Raw genomic sequence first — 17,575 nt, forward strand, 5'->3', positions numbered from 1 at the left:
CCGGCTACGCGGCGATCTCGTCGCGTACCCGTTGTTGGAAGGCTCGGGCCCGCGCCCCGGTGGGCGGCGGCCCGCCGTGCCGCGCGGCGATCGCCTGGCCGATCACCTCGGCCCGGTCACCGGCGTCGACCAGTCGTTGGCCGGCCGCCACCTTCGCGAGCCAGACTCCGTCGCGGTGCCGCACCAGCGAGCGGCACGCGCCGAGCACCGCATCCTCCGTGCCGGGCGCGGGTTGGTCCCCCGGTGGTGTCGGCAGGGCCAGCCACCAGGACAGCGCCTCGATGAGCAGTCGACGCAGGTCGGCCGGGGTGAGGTCGGCGAAGACCTCCCCCGCTGGCGGCCCGAGCAGCGGCAGCCCACTCTGGTGCAGAATGCTGCGGTCCAGCCCGTACCAGAAGCGGCCGTCGGCGGCGGGCCGGTCGGCCGGGTCGAGGGTGCACCGGAACGGCATGCCGGCCCCGGTGTTGATTTCGAGCTCGAAACCGGGTTCCGGGGTGCCCGAGGCGGCCACTGCCCGGTCGTAGGCGACCAGCTCAAGCCCTCGCGCCGGGCAGGGCAGCGCCTCGTGCCGCAGCCGCGCCACCAGCGCCCGTTTGGCGGTGTCGGTGAGCGGACCGGCGCTGACCAGCGCCACGTCCACGTCACTGCGGCCGGCCTGGTACGCGCCGAGCCCCACCGAGCCGGCCGCGTACGCGCCGACCAGGTCGGCCCCGAGGACGTCGCGGGCGGCGGCGACCAGGTCATCGAGGTAGCGCTGAAGATCGGAGTCCACGGGCCATCATGACGCACGGGTCGCAACCAGGCGGGGCTACCCCGCGTAGAGCAGCAGCAGACCGGCGACGGTGTACGCGACCATGAGCGCCAGCAGCGGCAGCTGACCGGCCACCGCCCGGGCCCGGGGGAACAGGTACAGGGCGCGGTCGTGGGCGAGCAGCGTGCCGAGCAGGTGCCCGAGGATGATCACGGTGATCTGGAGGGTGGCCACCCCGGACGGCGTGACCAGCCCGGTGTGCGGCTCCCAGCCGGCGGTGCCGAGCCAGTTGGCGCCGGTGCCCAACGGGTCGGAGAGCAGCGCGACGGTGCGCTGGCCCTCCAGGATCAGCAGCGAGTAGTAGTGCGCCACCACGTAGCCCACCGCGATCGGCACGATCGAGTGAGCGATCTCGCCCGGCACGCCCCGGGCGGCGGCCGGGTCGGAGCGGCCGATGCGCGCGGCGGCTCCGGTGGCGGCGAGGTACGCCACCGCCACGGCGGCGACGACCAGGGTCAGCCCGGCGCTGCCGGTGACCGCCGGGTGCAGGCCGTTCTCCTGGCTGAACCGCAGCCAGCCGGGCGCGTTGGAGAGACTGTCGTACATGGTGGAGCCGAGCAGCACGATCACCACGGCGACGAGGCCGGGGCGGGGCCGCAGCCCGGCGATCCCGTCGAGCGGGTTGCGCCACACCAGCACGCCGTCGGCTGCCCGGCCGACCGGGGCGAGCTGACCGATCAGGGCGCTGTACGTCTCGAACGGGTCGGCGTGGTCGAACCAGCCGGCGCCGAACACCGCAGCGCCGGCCAGCATGACCACCGCGTACGCGGCGAGCCAGGCGGTGATGACCGGCAGGGTGGCGCGGTCGGGTGCGACCAGTTCCAGCCAGACGAAGCCGAACAGGGTGGCGGCTGCCGGCCACCATCCCACGCCGGCCGGCAGCTGACGGAGCCCTCGGCGCGGGTCGCGCCGCACGGCCAGCGCCGCCAGCAGGTGAACGGTGCGCAGCGGGTTGACCGTTCGCCAGACTGGGCCGAGCAGCAGCGACAGCGGCGCCAGCCCGACCCAGAGCAGCACGTAGAGCGCGCCGGCCGTCGGGTTGTCCGCCGTGTCCGGCCCGCCCAGCAGACCCAGGCAGAACCAGGCGGCTGCGAGCAGGCCGAGCACCCGCAGCACCCACCGGAAGGTGGGCGCGTCGACGAGTCGGGCGAGCCATCCCGGCACCGGTCGGCCCCCGGTCGCGTCCCGGTCGAGTCGCGGCTCACGCCAGAGCAGGCCCAGGGCGAGGAACGTGACGACGAGGGTCAGCGCGGCGGCGACGACGAGCTGCGGCAGCGTGATCGGCAGGTCCTGGCGACCCCCGACGCCGTGTGCCAGCAGCGTGGGAGCGGCGGTCATGTCGCTCAGCGGACGACGAGCTGGAACAGCACCAGCTCGGTCTCGTGCGTCTCCACCTCGAACAGCCCGGTCTTGTCGGCCCGGAACTCCACCAACCCGGGGGTGCCGGCCGGCAGTCGAGCGCCCAGGTCGTAGCCGTGCACGTGCAGTTCGTCGGACGCGTCGGAGGTGACAGTGATCCGAACCAGCTCGCCCTTACCCACGGTGATTCGTCCGGTGGGCGGATCGACCCGCCGCTTCGCGATCGTCACGGTGATCTCCCGGTCCACGGCCGGGGTGCTGGCGGCGGCGCTCGGGGTGGCGCTGGCCGTCGGGGTCGGCGCGGTGGTGGCGCTCGGCGGCGCGGCGGACGTCGGTGCCGCCGAGGGGGTGGCGACGGAGGGATCGTCGTCCTGGCCGCACCCGACGAGGAGCAGGGCGGTGAGGGCGGCGGCGAGGGCGGCGGTAGTGCGGCCGGCGGGGGTACGGACGGACACGGGCGGGCTCCGAACGACGCGAGGGGACGGGTGTCGGGTTGATCGTCGGGGATGAGAACTGTACGTCTTGTTCGGCGGCGGGGATATGACCATGATGAACCAATGCGATCGAGGCTCGTCACTATGCGTCACATCCTGAGCCGCACCCTGGCGGCCCTGGCCGCGACGGTGGTGGTGTCGCTGTTGCTGCCGGTCGCACCGGCGTCCGCGCACGGCCAGTTGGCGACCAGCACCCCGCTGACCGGCACCGTCGTGCGCGAGCCGCTGACACAGTTGGGGTTGTACTTCACCGAGAAACCGGCCTCGAACGCCCACTTCACCGTCACCGGGCCGGACGGGTCGCGAGTGGACAATGGTTGGTCGTTCGGCGAGCCGAAGCGCCTGGACAAGCCGGTCCAGGAGTACTTCATGGTCAACGGTGTGTTCGAGCCGCGGCTCTACCACACCGGCTTCCCGGCCATGGTGACCGTCGCCCACTGGCCGGCGAAGGGTCGCTACACCGCCAGCTATCTCTCCGTCGCCTCGGACGGTGAGGCGGTGCGGGGCAACGTCACCTTCGACTACCAGGGGCCGAGTACGCCGGCGCCGGCCGGTTGGGTGGTGCCCACGGCGGGGCCGGACGCGACACTGCTTGCCCAGGCCGAGGGCGAGGGGTCGGCGAGCCCGGGGGCGACCGGCGGCCCGTCGGACGCCACCGGCGTCCCGGCGAGCGATCCGGCTGGCGCCACGGAAGAGCGGCGGGACGGCGGGTTCCCGCCCTGGTTGGTCCCGGCCCTGATCGTCGTCGTGGTGTCCGCGATCGTGCTGGTGGCGGCCCGCCGTCGACCCGCCGCACGGGGAGGCGCCACCGCGACCCGCCGACCGGTTGGCAGGGCGGGCAAGACGGCCAACGCGGGGAAGGCGGCGAACACGCCTCGCAAGCCCGGCAACCGGGCTGGTGGCCGGGCCCGAGGCGGACGGCGATAGGCCGCCAAAACCCGCATACCTGCGCGTACCACCGCGAACTTTCGCACGGACACGAGGAACTTTTGATGTATCGAGGCGAAGCCATGGACACTCCAATCGAAACGCCTTAATGTCTCGATCCATCCACCCGGTGTTTCCGCAACGTCACTCGTCGGCGTCGAGGACGTTACGGACCCGGGCCGACGGCCATCCTCACCGCTGCTTTGCGCCGGCCGTCGGACACTCCACCGCCTCCTGGAGGAACGATGGGCACACGCCTGCTACGCCGACTCCACAAACCCGCACTGGGTGCGCTGGCACTCGTCCTCACCGCCGGCCTCTGGGCCGCTCCGGCCACCGCCGCCCCCGCGCAGGAACCGGGTGTCACGCTGCGCGTCTTCGACGTGCAGGTGCCGCTCTCCACGCTCTGCACACTCAAGCCCGCGCAGACCCCGAACGTGGACAAGCTGATGTCCACAATCAACTGGACCTCGGCGGCCGACTTCGGCTTCGAGGACAACTTCGTCTCGCAGGTGCTCGGCAACATCACCACCACCCAGGCCGGCAGCTACACGTTCCGGCTCAGCAGCGACGACGGGTCCAAACTGGCGATCGACAACACCGTGGTGATCGACCACGACGGGTTGCACGGAGCGACCCCACCCAAGGAGGGCACCGTCACCCTCACCGCCGGGCTGCACCCGCTGCGCATCGACCACTTCGAGCGTGACGGCGGGCAGCAGATCACCCTGGAGTGGAAGACGCCCGGCTCGTCGTCCTTCGTGGTCGTACCGAACTCGGCGCTGAGCACCGACGCCGGCGTCGTCCGGGTGACCGCACCGGGCCGCAAGGAGTGCGAGGGCATCGCCGACACTCCCGGCGACGGCCTGCCGCTGACCGGGGTGCACCCGGGCTACACGCTAACCAACCTGCGGCCCAGCGGCTTCCAGCCGAAGGTCACCGGGATGGACTGGTTGGCCGACGGGCGGCTGGTCGTCTCCACCTGGGGCGGCAGCGACCAGTCCGGCACGTCCCAGGACGGTGAGGTCTGGATCCTCGGCAACACCGGCGGCGCGACCACTCCGGGCGCCGTGACCACCAAGAAGATCGCCGGCGGGCTGAAGGAGCCGATGGGGCTGAAGATCGTCGACGGGGTGGTCTACGTCTCGGAGAAGCAGCGGCTGACCCGGCTGGTCAACACCGGCGGCGACGAGGTGGCCGAGCGCCTGGAGACCGTCGCCACCTGGCCGTACGGGGGCAACTTCCACGAGTTCGCGTTCGGCCTGCTCTACCAGGACGGGTTCTTCTACCTGAACCTGTCGGTGTCGATCAACTCCGGCGGCGCCACCACCAACCCGCAGCCCGCCGCCAACCGGGGCAGCACCCTCAAAATCAACAAGGACACCGGCGCGGTCAGCTACGTCGCCGGCGGCCTGCGTACCCCGCACGGCATCGGCTGGGGCCCGGAGGGCGGCATCTTCGTCACCGACAACCAGGGCGGCTGGCTGCCCTCGTCGAAGCTGGTGCACGTCAAGCAGGGGCGGTTCTTCAACCACTACACGAACCCGGCTGGCCCGTTCGACACCAACCCGGTCACCCCGCCGGTGCTCTGGATGCCACAGAACGAGATCGCCAACTCGCCCAGCACCCCGCTGTACCTGACCACCGGCCGCTACGCCGGCCAGTTCGTCATCGGCGACGTGACGTACGGCGGCCTGCAACGGGCGAATGTGGAGAAGGTCAACGGCGAATACCAGGGCGCCCTCTTCCGGCTCACCCAGGGCCTGGAGGCGGGCGTCTCCGAGGTGAACGTCGGCCCGGACGGCGCGATCTACGTCGGCGGGCTCGGCGCGGGCGGCAACTGGGGCCAGACCGGGAAGCTGTCGTACGGCCTGCAGAAGCTCACCCCGAACACCGCCACCACGTTCGAGATGCTCGCCATGCGCGCCACCACGACCGGCTTCGAGGTCGAGTACACCCAGCCCGTGTCGACGGCGACCGCCACCGACCTGGCCGCGCGGTACAAGCTCAAGCAGTGGAGGTACGTGGCGACCTCGAACTACGGCGGTCCGAAGATCGACGAGGAGACGCTGACCGTCACCTCGGCCACCCTCTCGTCGGACGGCAAGAAGGTCAGCCTCACGGTGCCCGGACGCAAGGCCGGCAGGGTGGTGCACCTGCGGTCACCGCGCCCGTTCACCTCCACCAGCGGGCAGTCACTGTGGAGCACCGAGGCGTGGTACACGCTCAACTCGATCCCCGGCAGTCCCCCGCCGCCGACCGGTGGGACCATCACCGGCGTCGGTGGCAAGTGCCTGGACGTCGACAACGCGGGCACCGCCGACGGCACGAAGATCCAGCTCTGGACCTGCAACGGCACCACCGCGCAGTCGTGGACGAAGGTCGGCGACACGTACCGGGTGCTGGGCAAGTGCCTGGACGTGGACAACGGCGGCACCGCCAACGGCACGAAGGTGCAGCTCTGGACCTGCAACGGCACCGCCGCGCAGGTCTGGCAGCCGCAGTCCGACGGGTCGATCCGCAACCCGCAGTCCGGCAAGGTCCTGGAGGCCGCCGGCGGTAGCAGCGCCGACCGCACCCAGATCCAGCTCGGCACGTACGCGGGCGGCGCCCACCAGAAGTGGGTGGTCAGTGCCGGGGTAACCGGCTGACGTCGGGCGAGGGGCGTGGTCCGACCTCCGGTCGGGCCGCGCCCGAACCGTGTGGCGCAGGGTCACCGGCGCGCCGGCCGTACGGCGCCAGCGCGGCGGTGAGGCTGCCGTCGGTCAGGGACCGTGCGGCAGCGGCTGCGCCAGCGCGCGGAGATCCGAGGGAAGCTGGGCCAGGGCGTCCTCGAACTCCCGGTGCCCGACCACCCGGTGCATCGTCTGAAGAACCGCCCGAGTGCCCCGCTCTGCGGTTGGACGGTCGATTCCGGCGCGGTCGGCGACCCGGCGGAGGAACTCGTCGTAGCCGAACGCCTCCGGCGGCTCGGCGGCCTTGACCAGCAACGGGCTCAACTCGGCGGCCAGGTGAGGGGCCAACGCGCCCGCCTCACCGCCGCTGAGCCGCTCGGTGAGGGTCCGCAGAACGGCCTCGGTCAGTGGGCGCGCCTGCTCCGGCGGGACGCCCGCCCGTGCCGCGACCTTGTCGACGAACCCCAGCTCGGCCATTCCCCCGCCCTTCGTCTCGGAGATGCGTGGCTACCCGGGCCCGTCGACGGCAAACCCGGCGGGCGCAGCCGGACGGGTCTGATGGTTGCTCCGCGCGGCGCAGTCGGAGTCTCGTACGGTGAGGTCGGACCGGGAACCCGACGGCTGCCCGACGGCGGCCCGTGCCGCAGGAGGAGCAGATGGCCGTCGACCTACCCGACGTGATCGACCGGTACTTCCGGGCCGTCAACGACCGGGACCTGGACGCCTTCGTCGCCTGCTTCGCGGACACCGCGAGCGTCGCCGACGAGGACCGGCTGTACGACGGACGGGCCTCCATCCGCGCGTGGCGGCAGAAGACGATGGATGCCCACTCCTACACGGCCGAGCCGGTACGTGTCACACCACAGGCGGGCGACTCGTACCTGGCTCTCACCCGGGTCTCCGGCGACTTCCCCGGCAGCCCGGTCGAGCTGCGGTATCGGTTCACGCTGCGCGACAACCTGATCGGCGCCCTGGACATCCGCCCGTAGCAGCGGTCGCTGCTCGGCGCCGACGCGGCCCTCTGACCGCCCGGCGCCGGATGCCTGGCCGGTCCGACGCGCGACGTGATCAACCGCCGAACGGACGAGACGGCCCATGGGTCGGCGGATGACATGATGTTGCGACAACGGCTGTGGCTACGGAAAAGGGTTGCTGGTGTCCGATGGCGCACGTCGAGGCGAACACGTCCACGGCACCCGGGCGGATCGTGGTGACGCTGACCGGCGACCCGCGGCCGGAGGGCTGATGCCGGCCGAGCGGCGCGACACCGTGGTCGAGCAGAGCGTCCCCGCCCATGTCACGGACACCATGGCGTACCAGGTGGCGACCGACGTGCGAGCGCTGCGCGCGTTCGTCAGCGCCGGGGCACTGGCCCGGGGCCTGCCACCGCATCGGGTGGAGCTGCTGACACTGGCGGTCAGCGAGCTGGCCACCAACACCCTGCAGCACACCACCGGCGGCGGCCGGGTCCTGCTCTGGGCCGAGTCCGGCCAGTTGTTCTGCGACGTCGTCGACCGGGGGCCGGCGCGGGAGTTCGGCCAGGGAATGCCGTCCGCCGACTCGATCCGCGGCCGGGGGCTGGCGATCGTGGAGCAGGTCTGCGACGAGGTCGCCGTGCTCACCGGACCCGGGGAGACCGTCGTACGGATTCGCCTGAGCCTGTGAGCCGGGCGGCGATCCACGCCCGCTCGGGTCGCGTTGCCTGCCACAATGCGGACAGCCCGGGCCGACGGTGACCCCGGGCCGGACCCGACCGGGAGGACGGCACGATGCCGGACAGCGCACGCGAGGCAGAGCTGCTCGATGCCGAGCGCACCCTGCAGGCCGCCCAGAGGGCCGGCGACGTCGACGCTCTCGATCAGCTGCTGGTCGACCAGCTGATCGCCATCGGCCCGGACGGCCGTCCGCACACCAAGCAGGACGACCTGGCCGCGCACCGGGACCGCCGTTCGGTGGTGCAGGAGCTGGTCGAGGAGGAGCTGGACCTGCTCGTCGTGGGGAAGACCGGTGTGACGTTCTTCCTGGGCCGGGTGTCCGGTGTGTTCGAGGGGGCACCGTTCGCCGCTCGCCTGCGTTACACCCGGACCTGGGTCCACGACGACCCGCACGGCTGGCGGGTCCTCGCCGCGCACATCAGCCCGGTCTGACTCAGCTCAGGTCCTCGTCCTCGTCGTCGAGCAGGCCCTGCTCGTCGAGGAACGCGAACCACCTGTCGTCCGCCGGAGTCAGGTCGGCGTAGCCCGGGCCGAGCAGGTAGTAGTCCACGAAGGATCCGAGGTCGGGGGCCAGCTCCTCGAACGCGTCGGACATGAACCACTCGGTGCCGTTGGGCGGGAAGTACCAGATCGCTCCCGTGCCACGGTCCATGAAGATCGGCTCGTCGCTGCGGGTGCCCACCACCAGCCAGCCCGCCCGGTCCTCGGGGATGGTGGAGAAGTCCGGCACGTAGTCGAGGTGGTACTGGATTCCGGCGAGGGTCGACGTGGACGCCAGCTCAAGCCGACCCGCCCGCAGGCCGTCGGCCACCAGCAGGAGATCGCGCAGGTCGGCCGGGAGGCTCGCCGGCACGACATCGATGGCGGCGCCCTCGCCGAACTCGGCGTACGCCAGGCTCGCCGGCTGGTCAGCCAGGTCGGCTCGCAGCTCCTCGATGAGCTGCCGCAGCTCGGGGTTCACTGCACCACCTCTGTTCGGATGAGGTCCTGTCCGGCAAAGCTCCCGGCTGCCCGGAGGCCTGCGAGCCGATGTGCGGATTGGTTCTACCACGCGGCAGCTCGCCGGGGCGTCACCTCGCCGAATCCGCCAACCTGGCCGACACCATCTGTCCAAGATCTGGTGGTGAGGGCGTCCGGGCCGCCGGCGTCGAGCCTCAGCTGACGACCGCGTCGACCGGGCCGACGCGCAGGGTGCCGTCGTTGAGGGGCGTGCAGCGGATGCCACCGGTGGTGCGCAGCGCCTTCCATGCTCCCGGGCCGACGGTGACGTCCATCCACGCGCAGGGCCGGGCCGCCCGGTTGACCCGCAGGCTGACCGGGCCGTTGCCGGAGTCCAGCACCAGCACCCTGCCGATCAGCTCGTCCACGGCGATCCCGGTGGTGAGGATGTTGCGCCGGACCTCCGCCAGGCCGATGCCGACCGGCAGCGACTCCTGGGCGATGACCGTGACGCTGGCGTCGCGGTGTGCCTGCTGGCCGAAGTACCGGTCGCCGACGATGCCGAGGCCGGCCCGGATCCGGACCACGTCGACCAGCTCACCGGGCGGAGCCGGGGCCGGGCCGTCGGCGGGCCGGCCCAGGAAGCGGTGCACGGGCGAGGCCAGCAACTCGACGATCTCCGGCATGGCTGGAAGTCTACGAAGCGGACCGGGTCGTCCGGGGCAGGTCGACGGATGACCCGGTGGGGACGGCGGCACGTTCGCCGCCGTCCCCACCGCGACACGGCTCAGGCCGGCGTGCCGGTCACTGTCAGGTTCCGTACCCGGCCGACGTTGTCGAACGAGCCGAAGCCCACCCGCCCCGAGCCGAACGTGGTGTCCTTCGCGGTCATCAGCGGGTCCCGGTTTCCGTCGACGTAGACGGCGATCTCACCCGTGGATGGCAGGTGCACCACCCGGACGCGGTGCCAGTCGGCATCGGTGATCGCCGGGTTGGCACCCCGGGAGCGGCCGTTCCACTGGTGGTCGATGCGCTCCCGGTCGGCGTTGTCGACCTTGAAGATGCCGTTGTGCGGGTAGATGGTGTTGTCGGTGGAGAGGTGGGCGTAGTAGAACTCGGTGTCCGAGCGCCAGCCGAAGACGATGATCACGTCGCGGTTGCTGACGTCCACCGGCGTGTCGAGGCGTACCCGGGCGTCGACCTGCACCGACGACCACGCCGGGCCGGCGGTCAGCACGGCGTACTCGAACGGCCGGCGCGGGCCCGGCCGGCTCTCCCCGGCCTCGGCGAGGATGACCTGGTCGCGGGTGAACTGCCACTTCGCCGGGGTCACCGGCGCCCAGTTCGACGCCCCGGCGGTGCGGCGCACTGTGGTGTCGCCGACGTCGCCGCTGGCGAACTCCCTCGTGCCGGTCACCTTCCAGATCTTCCCGTTGGCCTTCGCGACGAGGTAGAGCTCACCGGCGGCGTCGGTGCCGAAGCGCAGGTCCACCCGGTTGGGGTCGCCGGGCGCTCCGGGTCCGGAGAGGTCCCGCATCCGGACCGGACCGCCCGCCGCGTCGAAGAGCGCGAGTTGGTGGATCGGTGCCAGGCCGTGGCCGCGGCGCATCTCGTTCGCCTCGGTGTAGAGCACCCGGCCGTCGACCAGGTCACCGAAGACGTACTTGCCGCGCAGCGCGGGCAGCGTGCGCCCCCGGTAGACGAACCCGCCGGCCACCGCGACACCGACGTCGTCGGTGCAGTTCCAGCCCGGCGCGGGGTCATGGTCGTACGCGGCGACGGGGTAGGTGTAGCCGTACCGGTCGTCGTCGGCGGGCAGCGGGAGCAGCCGGTCGCAGGGGCTGGTGGCGGCCTTGTCGAAGACGAAGGAGCCCTCGCGCTCACTCCAGCCGAAGTTGTCGCCGGCGCGGACCTCGTAGATCGCCTCGACGGCGTGCTCACCGATGTGTCCGAGGTACATCCGGCCGGTCGCCCGGTCCCAGCTGAACCGGTGCGGATCACGGAAACCCACGGCGTAGATCTCGCCGAGCGCGCCGGTCTGGCCGACGAACGGGTTCCGCTGTGGGATGCCGTAGCGCCCGTTGGCGGAGTTGGTGCCCCGGGGGTCGATCCGCAACAGCTTGCCGTGCGGCAGCCCCAGGTTCTGCGGGTCGGTGTTGCGGGCGCCCTGGCCGCCGTCGCCGACGGCGAGGTACAGCAGGCCGTAGTCGCTGTCGTGACGCTTGGCCGTGGGGTTGAAGTTGATCTCCTGGATGCCGTGCACCTGGCCGCCGAAGCCGATGCGCAGCACCTCGCGGTGCGTACCGGCGAAGGTGGCGGCGGTCGGATCGGTCGCCGTCCACTCGGTGATGACCCCGTGGAAGAGCGTGTTGGGCTGGGCGTGGTCGGGTGTGGCGGTCGTCGTGGAGGCCAGCTCGGTGTGGATGGTGTAGAACCGTCCGTTGACGCCGAACTCCGGGTGGAAGGCGACGTAGCCGAAGCCCTGGCCCAGCCCACGACCGGAGAAGAACTGCGGCGCGAACGTCGCCGCCACGTCCAGGTAGACGTGCGGCACGCCGCCCTCGACCAGGTAGAGGTTGCCGTTGAGGTCGGGCACCGCCCGCCGGCCGGAGCCGTCGGGCAACTCCATCACCGTGTTGATCCGCGCGGTCCGCATGAGCCGCGCATCGGTCGGGGCGGGCGTGGGGTACGACTGCGGGAAGCTGGCGTACTCACTGAGGACCAGCCCGATCCGGGACTGGACCGGCATCTCGGGGATCGGGTCGTCGACGGCGTCGGCGGCCCGGGCGGGCGACGCGAGCACTGTGGACAGGACCAGCACGAGGGCGGTGAGGCCGGCCGTCAGCGCGGGTCGGCGGACACCTCGGGCGCGGCGGTGGAGGACGAGCACGCGTGTCTCCTTCTCGGTGGGACGGTGCCGAGGGTGGTCAGCGGGCCAGGTGGTGGTACTGCCTCCGCACGTCGCTCGCGGAGACCACGTTGTCGAGGAACATCAGGCCGTCGATGCGGCAGTCGCACGGGTTGCGCTCCAGGGTGCCCTGGGGGAAGCTCCCGCCGATCTTGATGCCGCGCGGGTCGGAGGCGGTGGTGACGTGTGGGCCCGGCCCGGACACCAGCCACGGGTCGTCGGTGCGGGTGTAGAAGCCATCGACCGGCTCGCCGTTGCGGTAGAGGGCGAGGGCGCCGGTGTCGAAGTCGAAGGTGGCGGCGAGGTGCACCCACTCCCCCACGGGCAACAGCTCGCGCCAGTCCTGGTTGGCGGCGAAGGTCTGCGAGTTGCCGCCGTCGAGTCGCCGCCCGAGCGCGACCAGGCGCAGCTCCCCGTCGACGTCGATCAGCTCCAGCAGGGCCCGCACGCCGTGGCCGTCGGAGTCGCCGGTCAGCACCCCGGCCAGCCCGATCGCGTTGTAGCGGTCGGCGGGGTCGGCGGTGGTGGAGTTGGGCAGCGGGCTGTCCATGTTGAGCTTGAACCAGCCCATCACTGTGGTGCCCGCGGTGGCGCTGAAGGCGCGCAGCGTCCGCACCCCGCTGGCCGACCAGGTGCCGGCCTTCCAGTCGTCGTTGCCAGCAACCGCCGGGTCGACCTGCCGGGTCTGCACCGCGTTGCGGCTGCCCCGGTAGGCGCGGTCCGGCACCCGCATCGCGGCACCGCCGTTGATCAGCTCGATCTCGGTGCCGGAGCGGCCCTGGTCGCGTTCCAGCGCCGGATCGCCGGGCACCGGGTGGTCGAAGTCGTACGCGGCGACCAGGTGTGCGCGCAGGGCGGGGTGGACGTCGTGCGAGATGCTCCGATCCGCCTGCGCGGGCGGCGCGGCGGCGCCGGTCAGTGCGCCGATCGCCAGGAGGGAAACGGCCGCTTGGCGGGCCCTGGACATGGCTGTCACCTCGTTTCGCGGCATGACTGATGCCGGTCACGTAAGCGCTTACGTAAGCGCTTACGTACCCTAGGCTCAGATGAATGGCGCTCGCAATAGATCGGGTGACATGGATGTTTCCGGAGGGTTGCGGATGCCCAGGGCCAACCAGCGGCCGCGCCTCGTGGACGTCGCCGAACACGCCGCCGTCTCGCTGGCGACCGCCTCCCGCGCCCTCGCCGGCCGTGAGGGGGTCAGCACCGAGGTGGCCGACCGGATCCGGCAGATCGCCCGTGAGCTGGGCTACGTCGCCAACCCGTACGCCCGCACCCTTGCCGGCGGGGCCAGCTCAACCGTGGGGCTGATCGTCCACCAGGTCGACGACCCGTACTTCGCCGAGATCGCCGCCGGAGTCATCCAGCTCGCCGCCGAGCAGGGGCTGCTGGTGCAGATGTGCCAGTCCGGCCGCGACCCCGGCTACGAGCTGCAACAGCTGCGGCACCTGATCGCCCAGCGGGTCGGCATCGTCCTGATCAGCGGTTCCGGCTACGACGACCCCCGCATGGAGGCCGCGGCCCGCGCCGAGCTGGCCGCGTTCCAGGACCACGGCGGACGGGCCGCCGCCATCGGACGGCACGCGCTCGGCATCGACGCCGTCCTGCCGGACAACGAGGCCGGCGGTCACGCGCTCGCCCAACACCTGATGGACCTCGGCCATCAACGGATCGCGGTCGCCGCGGGCAGCGCCGGGCTCACCACTGTCGCGGACCGACTGGCCGGCGTGTCGTCGGCCCTGCGGCAGCGCGGGCGGTCCCCGGCCGACCTCGTCGTCGTGCACAGCGACTTCACCCGCGGTGGCGGGCGGGCCGCAGCCGAGCAGATCCTCAACGAGCACCCGGCAACGACGGCGATCATCGCGCTCAACGACGCGATGGCCATGGGTGTGCTGTCGACGTTGCGCTCCCGCCGGGTGCCGGTGCCCGCGCGGATGTCCGTCGTCGGCTTCGACGATGTCTCCGTGGCGGCCGACCTCGCGCCCAGCCTCACCACCATCCGCCTGCCGATGACCGAGATGGGCCGCACGGCGCTCACCCTCGCCCTCAAGCCCCGCTCGACCCGCCCCCGCCGCCGTCCCACCGGGCACCTGCTGGTCGTCCGCGACTCGACCGGGCCCGCGCCGACGACCTGACCGGCGACCACGCTGCCCGAGGGTCAGACGGCTCGGCGGGTCAGACTGCCAAGGCCGCCCGGACGTCCCGTTCCGCAGTGACACCACCGTCCCCCTGCGAGGTGACCCGGCCGGATTCCAGCACCTGGTAGCGGCTCGCCACCCGCAGCGCGAAGCCCAGATGCTGCTCGACGAGCAGCACGCTGAACCCGGACTGCCGGGTCAGCTCGACGATCCGTTCCTGGATCTCCGCGACCACCGACGGCTGGATGCCCTCGGTCGGCTCGTCGAGCATCAGCAACCTCGGCCGGGTGATCAGCGCACGGGCGATGGCCAGTTGCTGGCGCTGACCGCCGGAGAGGAGCCCGGCCCGGCGTCGCAGCAGCGGGCGCAACGCCGGAAAGAGGTCCAGCACCTCCGCGGTCGCCACCGAGCCGTCGCGCCGACCGTCGGCGACCAGCCGCAGGTTCTCCGCGGCGGTCAGGTGCGGGAAGCACTGTTGACCCTGCGGGACGTACGCCATCCCCCGCGCCACCCGCTCGTGCGGCCCGAGGCGGGTGACGTTCTCGCCGTCCAGCTCGACGGTGCCGGCGCTCGGGCGCAGCAGACCGGCCGCGACGCGCAGCACTGTGCTCTTGCCAGCGCCGTTGTGCCCGAGGACCGCGGCGACCCCGTCGGGCGGGACCGTGAGGTCGACCCCGTGCAGCACGCGGCTGCGCCCGTACCCGGCGTGCACCCCGCGCAGCGTCAGCATCATGCCTCCAGACCGGTGCGGGCCGACCCGGCGTCGACCGGGTGGCCAAGGTAGACCTCCTGCACACGCGGGTCCGCCTGGACCTGCGCCACCGTGCCCTCGCTGAGCACCCGGCCGGCGTGCAGCACTGTGACGCTGCGCGCGAACCGGCGCAGGAAGTCCATGTCGTGCTCGATCACGACGACTGTGCGATCACGGCTCACCGTCTCCAGCAGGACCCCGGTGGCGTCGCGTTCCTCGTGGCTCATGCCGGCGACCGGCTCGTCGAGAAGCAGCAACCGCGCGTCCTGCACCAGCAGCATCCCGATCTCCAGCCACTGCTTCTGCCCGTGCGCGAGCGTCCCGGCGAGGTGCTCGGCCCGTTCGGCCAGACCAATGGTCTCCAGCGCCGCGGCCACCTCGTCGGGAACGCCGCGACGGCGGCGGGCCAGGGTCGCCCAGCCACGCCGGGCGCCGGCCGCGATGTCGAGGTTCTGCAGCACCGACAGCTCCTCGAAGACCGAGGACGTCTGGAACGTACGCCCGACGCCCAACCGACTGATCCGGTGCACCGGCCGACCGAGCAGTTCCTCGTCACCGAACCGGACCGAGCCGGTGGCCCGCACCAGGCCGGTGATCGCGTCGACAAGTGTGGTCTTGCCGGCGCCGTTGGGCCCGATCAGGAACCGGATGTCACCGGCGGGCACCTCCAGCGAGACGCCGTCGACGGCGGTGAAACCGTCGAAGCTGACCCGCACGTCACGGACGGACAACCCGTCCAGTCGGTTGCCGCTCATGCCGCCGGCACCTCCGTCCCCCGCGTGGCGCGTCGTCGGGCCAGTGACAACCACCCGCGCCGGGCCGGTGCCGTGCTTCCGTCGCGGCGGCGGGCCAGCGCCCACAGCGACGCCAGGCCGCCGGGAAGGAACGCCACCACGACCACGAAGAGCAACCCCTGGAGGTACGTCCAGGTGCCCGGGAACCGCTCCGAGAGGGCGGTACGCGCCCAGGCCACCGCCACCGCGCCGAGCACCGGCCCGAGCACTGTGGCCCGACCACCCACCGCGACGCCGATGACAAACTCGATCGACGGGACGATGCCGATCAGCGCGGGCGAGATGATGCCCACCGCGGGCACGAACAGCGCCCCGGCCAGGCCGGCCATCCCGGCCGCGACCACGTACGCGACCAGCTTGACCGAGGCCGGATCGTAGCCGAGGAACCGGACGCGTTCCTCGCCGTCGCGGACCGCCACCAGCAGCTCGCCGTAGCGGCTGTGGATGAGTTGACGGGTCAGCGCGAGCAGGGCCAGCAGTGTGCCGGCGATGATGAAGTAGACCATCCGCTGGTTGACCGGGTCGTCCAGGTCGTAGCCGAAGAAGCCCTTGATGTCGGTGAGCCCGTTGGTGCCTCCCGTGGTGCCCTGCTGGCCGATCAGCAGGATCACCATCGCGGCGGCGAGGGCCTGGCTGAGGATGGCGAAGTACGCGCCGCGCACACGGCGGCGGAACACCAGCGAGCCGAGCCCGAAGGCGACTGCCATCGGCAGCAGCACCGTCGCGGGCAGCGCGAACCACGGGCTGGCGAAGGGCCTCCACCACAGCGGCAGTTCGTCGAGCTGCCCGTACAGCTGCATGAAGTCCGGCATCCCGGCCGGGCCCGCGTCGGCGAGCTTGAGGTGCATGGCCATCGCGTAGCCGCCGAGGCCGAAGAAGACGCCCTGGCCGAGGGTGAGCATGCCGCCCCGGCCCCAGGCGATCCCGATGCCGACCGCGACCATGGCGACGCAGAGGTACTTGGCGAGCAGGGACAGCCGGAAGTCCGACAAGACCAGCGGCGCGACGGCGAACAGCAGCGCCGCGCCGAGTGCGAAGCCGGCCGCCGTCCGCAGTCGCGAGCGGCCCGCGGGCCGGCTCGGCGGTACGGCGCTGACGGGTGCCGGGTCGAGGGCGGTGTCGGGCGGCGCGGGGGTGACGGCTGTCATGCGAGGCTCCTGGTCCGCAGCGTGAACAGACCCTGTGGCCGCCACTGGAGGAACGCGACGATCGCCACGAACACGATCACCTTGGCGACGCTGAGGGTGGTGAGGTATTCCCCGGTGGCCTGGAGCACGCCGAGGGCGAAGGCGACGATCACGCTGCCCTTGAGCTGGCCGATCCCGCCGACCACGACGACCAGGAAGGCGTCGATGATCAGGTTGGTGCCCATGGTCGGGCCGATCGGGCCGAGCAGGGTGAGCGCCACCCCGGCGAGCCCGGCCAGGCCGGAGCCGACGAAGAAGGTGGTCCGGTCGACCCGGGAGGTGGCGATGCCGGACACCGCCGCGAGGTCGCGGTTCTGCACGACCGCGCGGATGCGACGCCCGAGTGGGGTGAGGCGCAGCGCCAGGGTGAGCGCCGCGACGGCGGCCAGCGCCAGGGCCAGGATGAACAGCCGGTTGTTGGCGATGGTCAATCCGCCGGGGAGCGCCACGTTGCCGGTCAGCAGCTCCGGCGCGCGGGTCTGCACGTTCGGGCTGCCGAAGACGTCGCGGGCCAGTTGTTGCAGCATCAGCGACACACCCCAGGTGACCAGCAGGGTGTCCAGTGGTCGGGCGTACAGCCGGCGGATGAGCAGCATCTCCAGCAGCGCGCCCATCGTGCCGGCGACCACGAACGCGACCGGCAGCGCGACGACCAGCGACCAGCCGGCCCCGGTGATGCTCTGCTGCAGGACGTAGGTGGTGTACGCCCCGGCCATGATGAACTCACCGTGCGCCATGTTGATCACGTTCATCTGGCCGAAGGTCAGCGCGAGGCCGAGCGCGATGAGCAGCAGCACCGCGCCGATGCTGATGCCGGTGAAGAGTTGACCGAAGAGGACTGTCACGGTGGGTACTCCGAACTGCTGGTCGGGTGGCC

The 17,575-nt window shown here is 71.9% G+C and carries 18 protein-coding genes; 6 read left to right on the forward strand and 12 right to left on the reverse strand.

Annotated features, from left to right (window positions below):
• Positions 1-4: 4 nt before the first annotated feature.
• The 3 genes from KBX34_RS03735 to KBX34_RS33970 are packed head-to-tail and all read right to left on the reverse strand — an operon-like array spanning position 5 to position 2,625.
• The gene (locus KBX34_RS03735; RefSeq protein ID WP_210923261.1) at positions 5-772 is read right to left on the reverse strand and encodes a nucleotidyltransferase domain-containing protein; all 768 of its coding nucleotides are present in this window, start codon (positions 770-772) and stop codon (positions 5-7) included.
• 36 nt (positions 773-808) lie between these two features.
• Positions 809-2,149: a hypothetical protein gene (locus KBX34_RS03740; RefSeq protein ID WP_210923262.1), complete on the reverse strand. Its 1,341-nt coding sequence runs from the start codon at positions 2,147-2,149 to the stop codon at positions 809-811.
• Positions 2,150-2,154: 5 nt separating this feature from the next.
• Positions 2,155-2,625 carry a hypothetical protein gene (locus KBX34_RS33970; RefSeq protein WP_210923264.1) on the reverse strand — a complete coding sequence of 157 codons (471 nt, stop codon included), beginning with the start codon at positions 2,623-2,625 and terminating at the stop codon, positions 2,155-2,157.
• Between the two features lie 123 nt (positions 2,626-2,748).
• Between KBX34_RS33970 and KBX34_RS03750 the strand changes: the two genes are divergently transcribed.
• Both KBX34_RS03750 and KBX34_RS03755 read left to right on the forward strand, forming a co-directional pair.
• Positions 2,749-3,591: a copper resistance protein CopC gene (locus KBX34_RS03750; protein WP_210923265.1), complete on the forward strand. Its 843-nt coding sequence runs from the start codon at positions 2,749-2,751 to the stop codon at positions 3,589-3,591.
• 245 nt (positions 3,592-3,836) lie between these two features.
• Positions 3,837-6,242 (forward strand): ricin-type beta-trefoil lectin domain protein, encoded by a 2,406-nt coding sequence (locus KBX34_RS03755; RefSeq protein ID WP_210923266.1) that lies wholly within the window; start codon positions 3,837-3,839, stop codon positions 6,240-6,242.
• Positions 6,243-6,356: 114 nt separating this feature from the next.
• On the opposite strand, the gene KBX34_RS03760 is transcribed toward KBX34_RS03755, so the two are convergent.
• A complete protein-coding gene (locus tag KBX34_RS03760; RefSeq protein ID WP_210923268.1) occupies positions 6,357-6,743 on the reverse strand; it encodes a DUF2267 domain-containing protein in 387 nt (128 codons plus the stop codon).
• Between the two features lie 179 nt (positions 6,744-6,922).
• On the opposite strand from KBX34_RS03760, the gene KBX34_RS03765 reads away from it, so the two are divergent.
• The 3 genes from KBX34_RS03765 (at position 6,923) to KBX34_RS03775 (ending at position 8,413) form a co-directional block, all read left to right on the forward strand.
• Entirely contained in the window at positions 6,923-7,255 is a 333-nt protein-coding gene (locus tag KBX34_RS03765; RefSeq protein ID WP_141909737.1) for a nuclear transport factor 2 family protein, read from the forward strand.
• Between the two features lie 256 nt (positions 7,256-7,511).
• Positions 7,512-7,931, forward strand: a complete 420-nt coding sequence (locus KBX34_RS03770; protein ID WP_088948563.1) for an ATP-binding protein — start codon at positions 7,512-7,514, stop codon at positions 7,929-7,931.
• 104 nt (positions 7,932-8,035) lie between these two features.
• Positions 8,036-8,413 (forward strand): nuclear transport factor 2 family protein, encoded by a 378-nt coding sequence (locus KBX34_RS03775; RefSeq protein ID WP_088948564.1) that lies wholly within the window; start codon positions 8,036-8,038, stop codon positions 8,411-8,413.
• 1 nt (position 8,414) lies between these two features.
• On the opposite strand, the gene KBX34_RS03780 is transcribed toward KBX34_RS03775, so the two are convergent.
• From KBX34_RS03780 to KBX34_RS03795, 4 genes are all read right to left on the reverse strand, one after another.
• Positions 8,415-8,942, reverse strand: coding sequence for an SUKH-4 family immunity protein (locus tag KBX34_RS03780; RefSeq protein WP_099854262.1), 528 nt, complete (start codon positions 8,940-8,942; stop codon positions 8,415-8,417).
• Positions 8,943-9,135: 193 nt separating this feature from the next.
• Positions 9,136-9,606: a molybdenum cofactor biosysynthesis protein gene (locus KBX34_RS03785; protein ID WP_210789989.1), complete on the reverse strand. Its 471-nt coding sequence runs from the start codon at positions 9,604-9,606 to the stop codon at positions 9,136-9,138.
• A gap of 101 nt (positions 9,607-9,707) precedes the next feature.
• Complete coding sequence (locus KBX34_RS03790; RefSeq protein ID WP_307871321.1) at positions 9,708-11,810, reverse strand: PQQ-dependent sugar dehydrogenase; 2,103 nt, start codon at positions 11,808-11,810, stop codon at positions 9,708-9,710.
• 37 nt (positions 11,811-11,847) lie between these two features.
• Positions 11,848-12,795: a LamG-like jellyroll fold domain-containing protein gene (locus KBX34_RS03795; RefSeq protein ID WP_210923270.1), complete on the reverse strand. Its 948-nt coding sequence runs from the start codon at positions 12,793-12,795 to the stop codon at positions 11,848-11,850.
• Positions 12,796-12,904: 109 nt separating this feature from the next.
• Here KBX34_RS03795 and KBX34_RS03800 point away from each other — a divergent pair, with 109 nt between their 5' ends.
• Complete coding sequence (locus tag KBX34_RS03800; protein ID WP_247671419.1) at positions 12,905-13,963, forward strand: LacI family DNA-binding transcriptional regulator; 1,059 nt, start codon at positions 12,905-12,907, stop codon at positions 13,961-13,963.
• 40 nt (positions 13,964-14,003) lie between these two features.
• On the opposite strand, the gene urtE is transcribed toward KBX34_RS03800, so the two are convergent.
• The 4 genes from urtE to urtB are packed head-to-tail and all read right to left on the reverse strand — an operon-like array spanning position 14,004 to position 17,543.
• Positions 14,004-14,696: an urea ABC transporter ATP-binding subunit UrtE gene (gene urtE / locus KBX34_RS03805; RefSeq protein ID WP_210923272.1), complete on the reverse strand. Its 693-nt coding sequence runs from the start codon at positions 14,694-14,696 to the stop codon at positions 14,004-14,006.
• The gene (urtD, locus tag KBX34_RS03810; protein WP_210923274.1) at positions 14,696-15,472 is read right to left on the reverse strand and encodes an urea ABC transporter ATP-binding protein UrtD; all 777 of its coding nucleotides are present in this window, start codon (positions 15,470-15,472) and stop codon (positions 14,696-14,698) included. Before urtD ends, urtE begins: the two co-directional genes overlap by 1 nt.
• Positions 15,469-16,659 carry an urea ABC transporter permease subunit UrtC gene (urtC, locus tag KBX34_RS03815; protein WP_210923276.1) on the reverse strand — a complete coding sequence of 397 codons (1,191 nt, stop codon included), beginning with the start codon at positions 16,657-16,659 and terminating at the stop codon, positions 15,469-15,471. The genes urtD and urtC overlap by 4 nt, the downstream gene beginning before the upstream one ends.
• Positions 16,656-17,543: an urea ABC transporter permease subunit UrtB gene (gene urtB, locus KBX34_RS03820; protein WP_088948572.1), complete on the reverse strand. Its 888-nt coding sequence runs from the start codon at positions 17,541-17,543 to the stop codon at positions 16,656-16,658. Before urtB ends, urtC begins: the two co-directional genes overlap by 4 nt.
• Positions 17,544-17,575: the final 32 nt, after the last annotated feature.

It is taken from the genome of Micromonospora sp. M61 (assembly GCF_018070245.1).
Lineage (GTDB): Bacteria > Actinomycetota > Actinomycetes > Mycobacteriales > Micromonosporaceae > Micromonospora > Micromonospora zamorensis.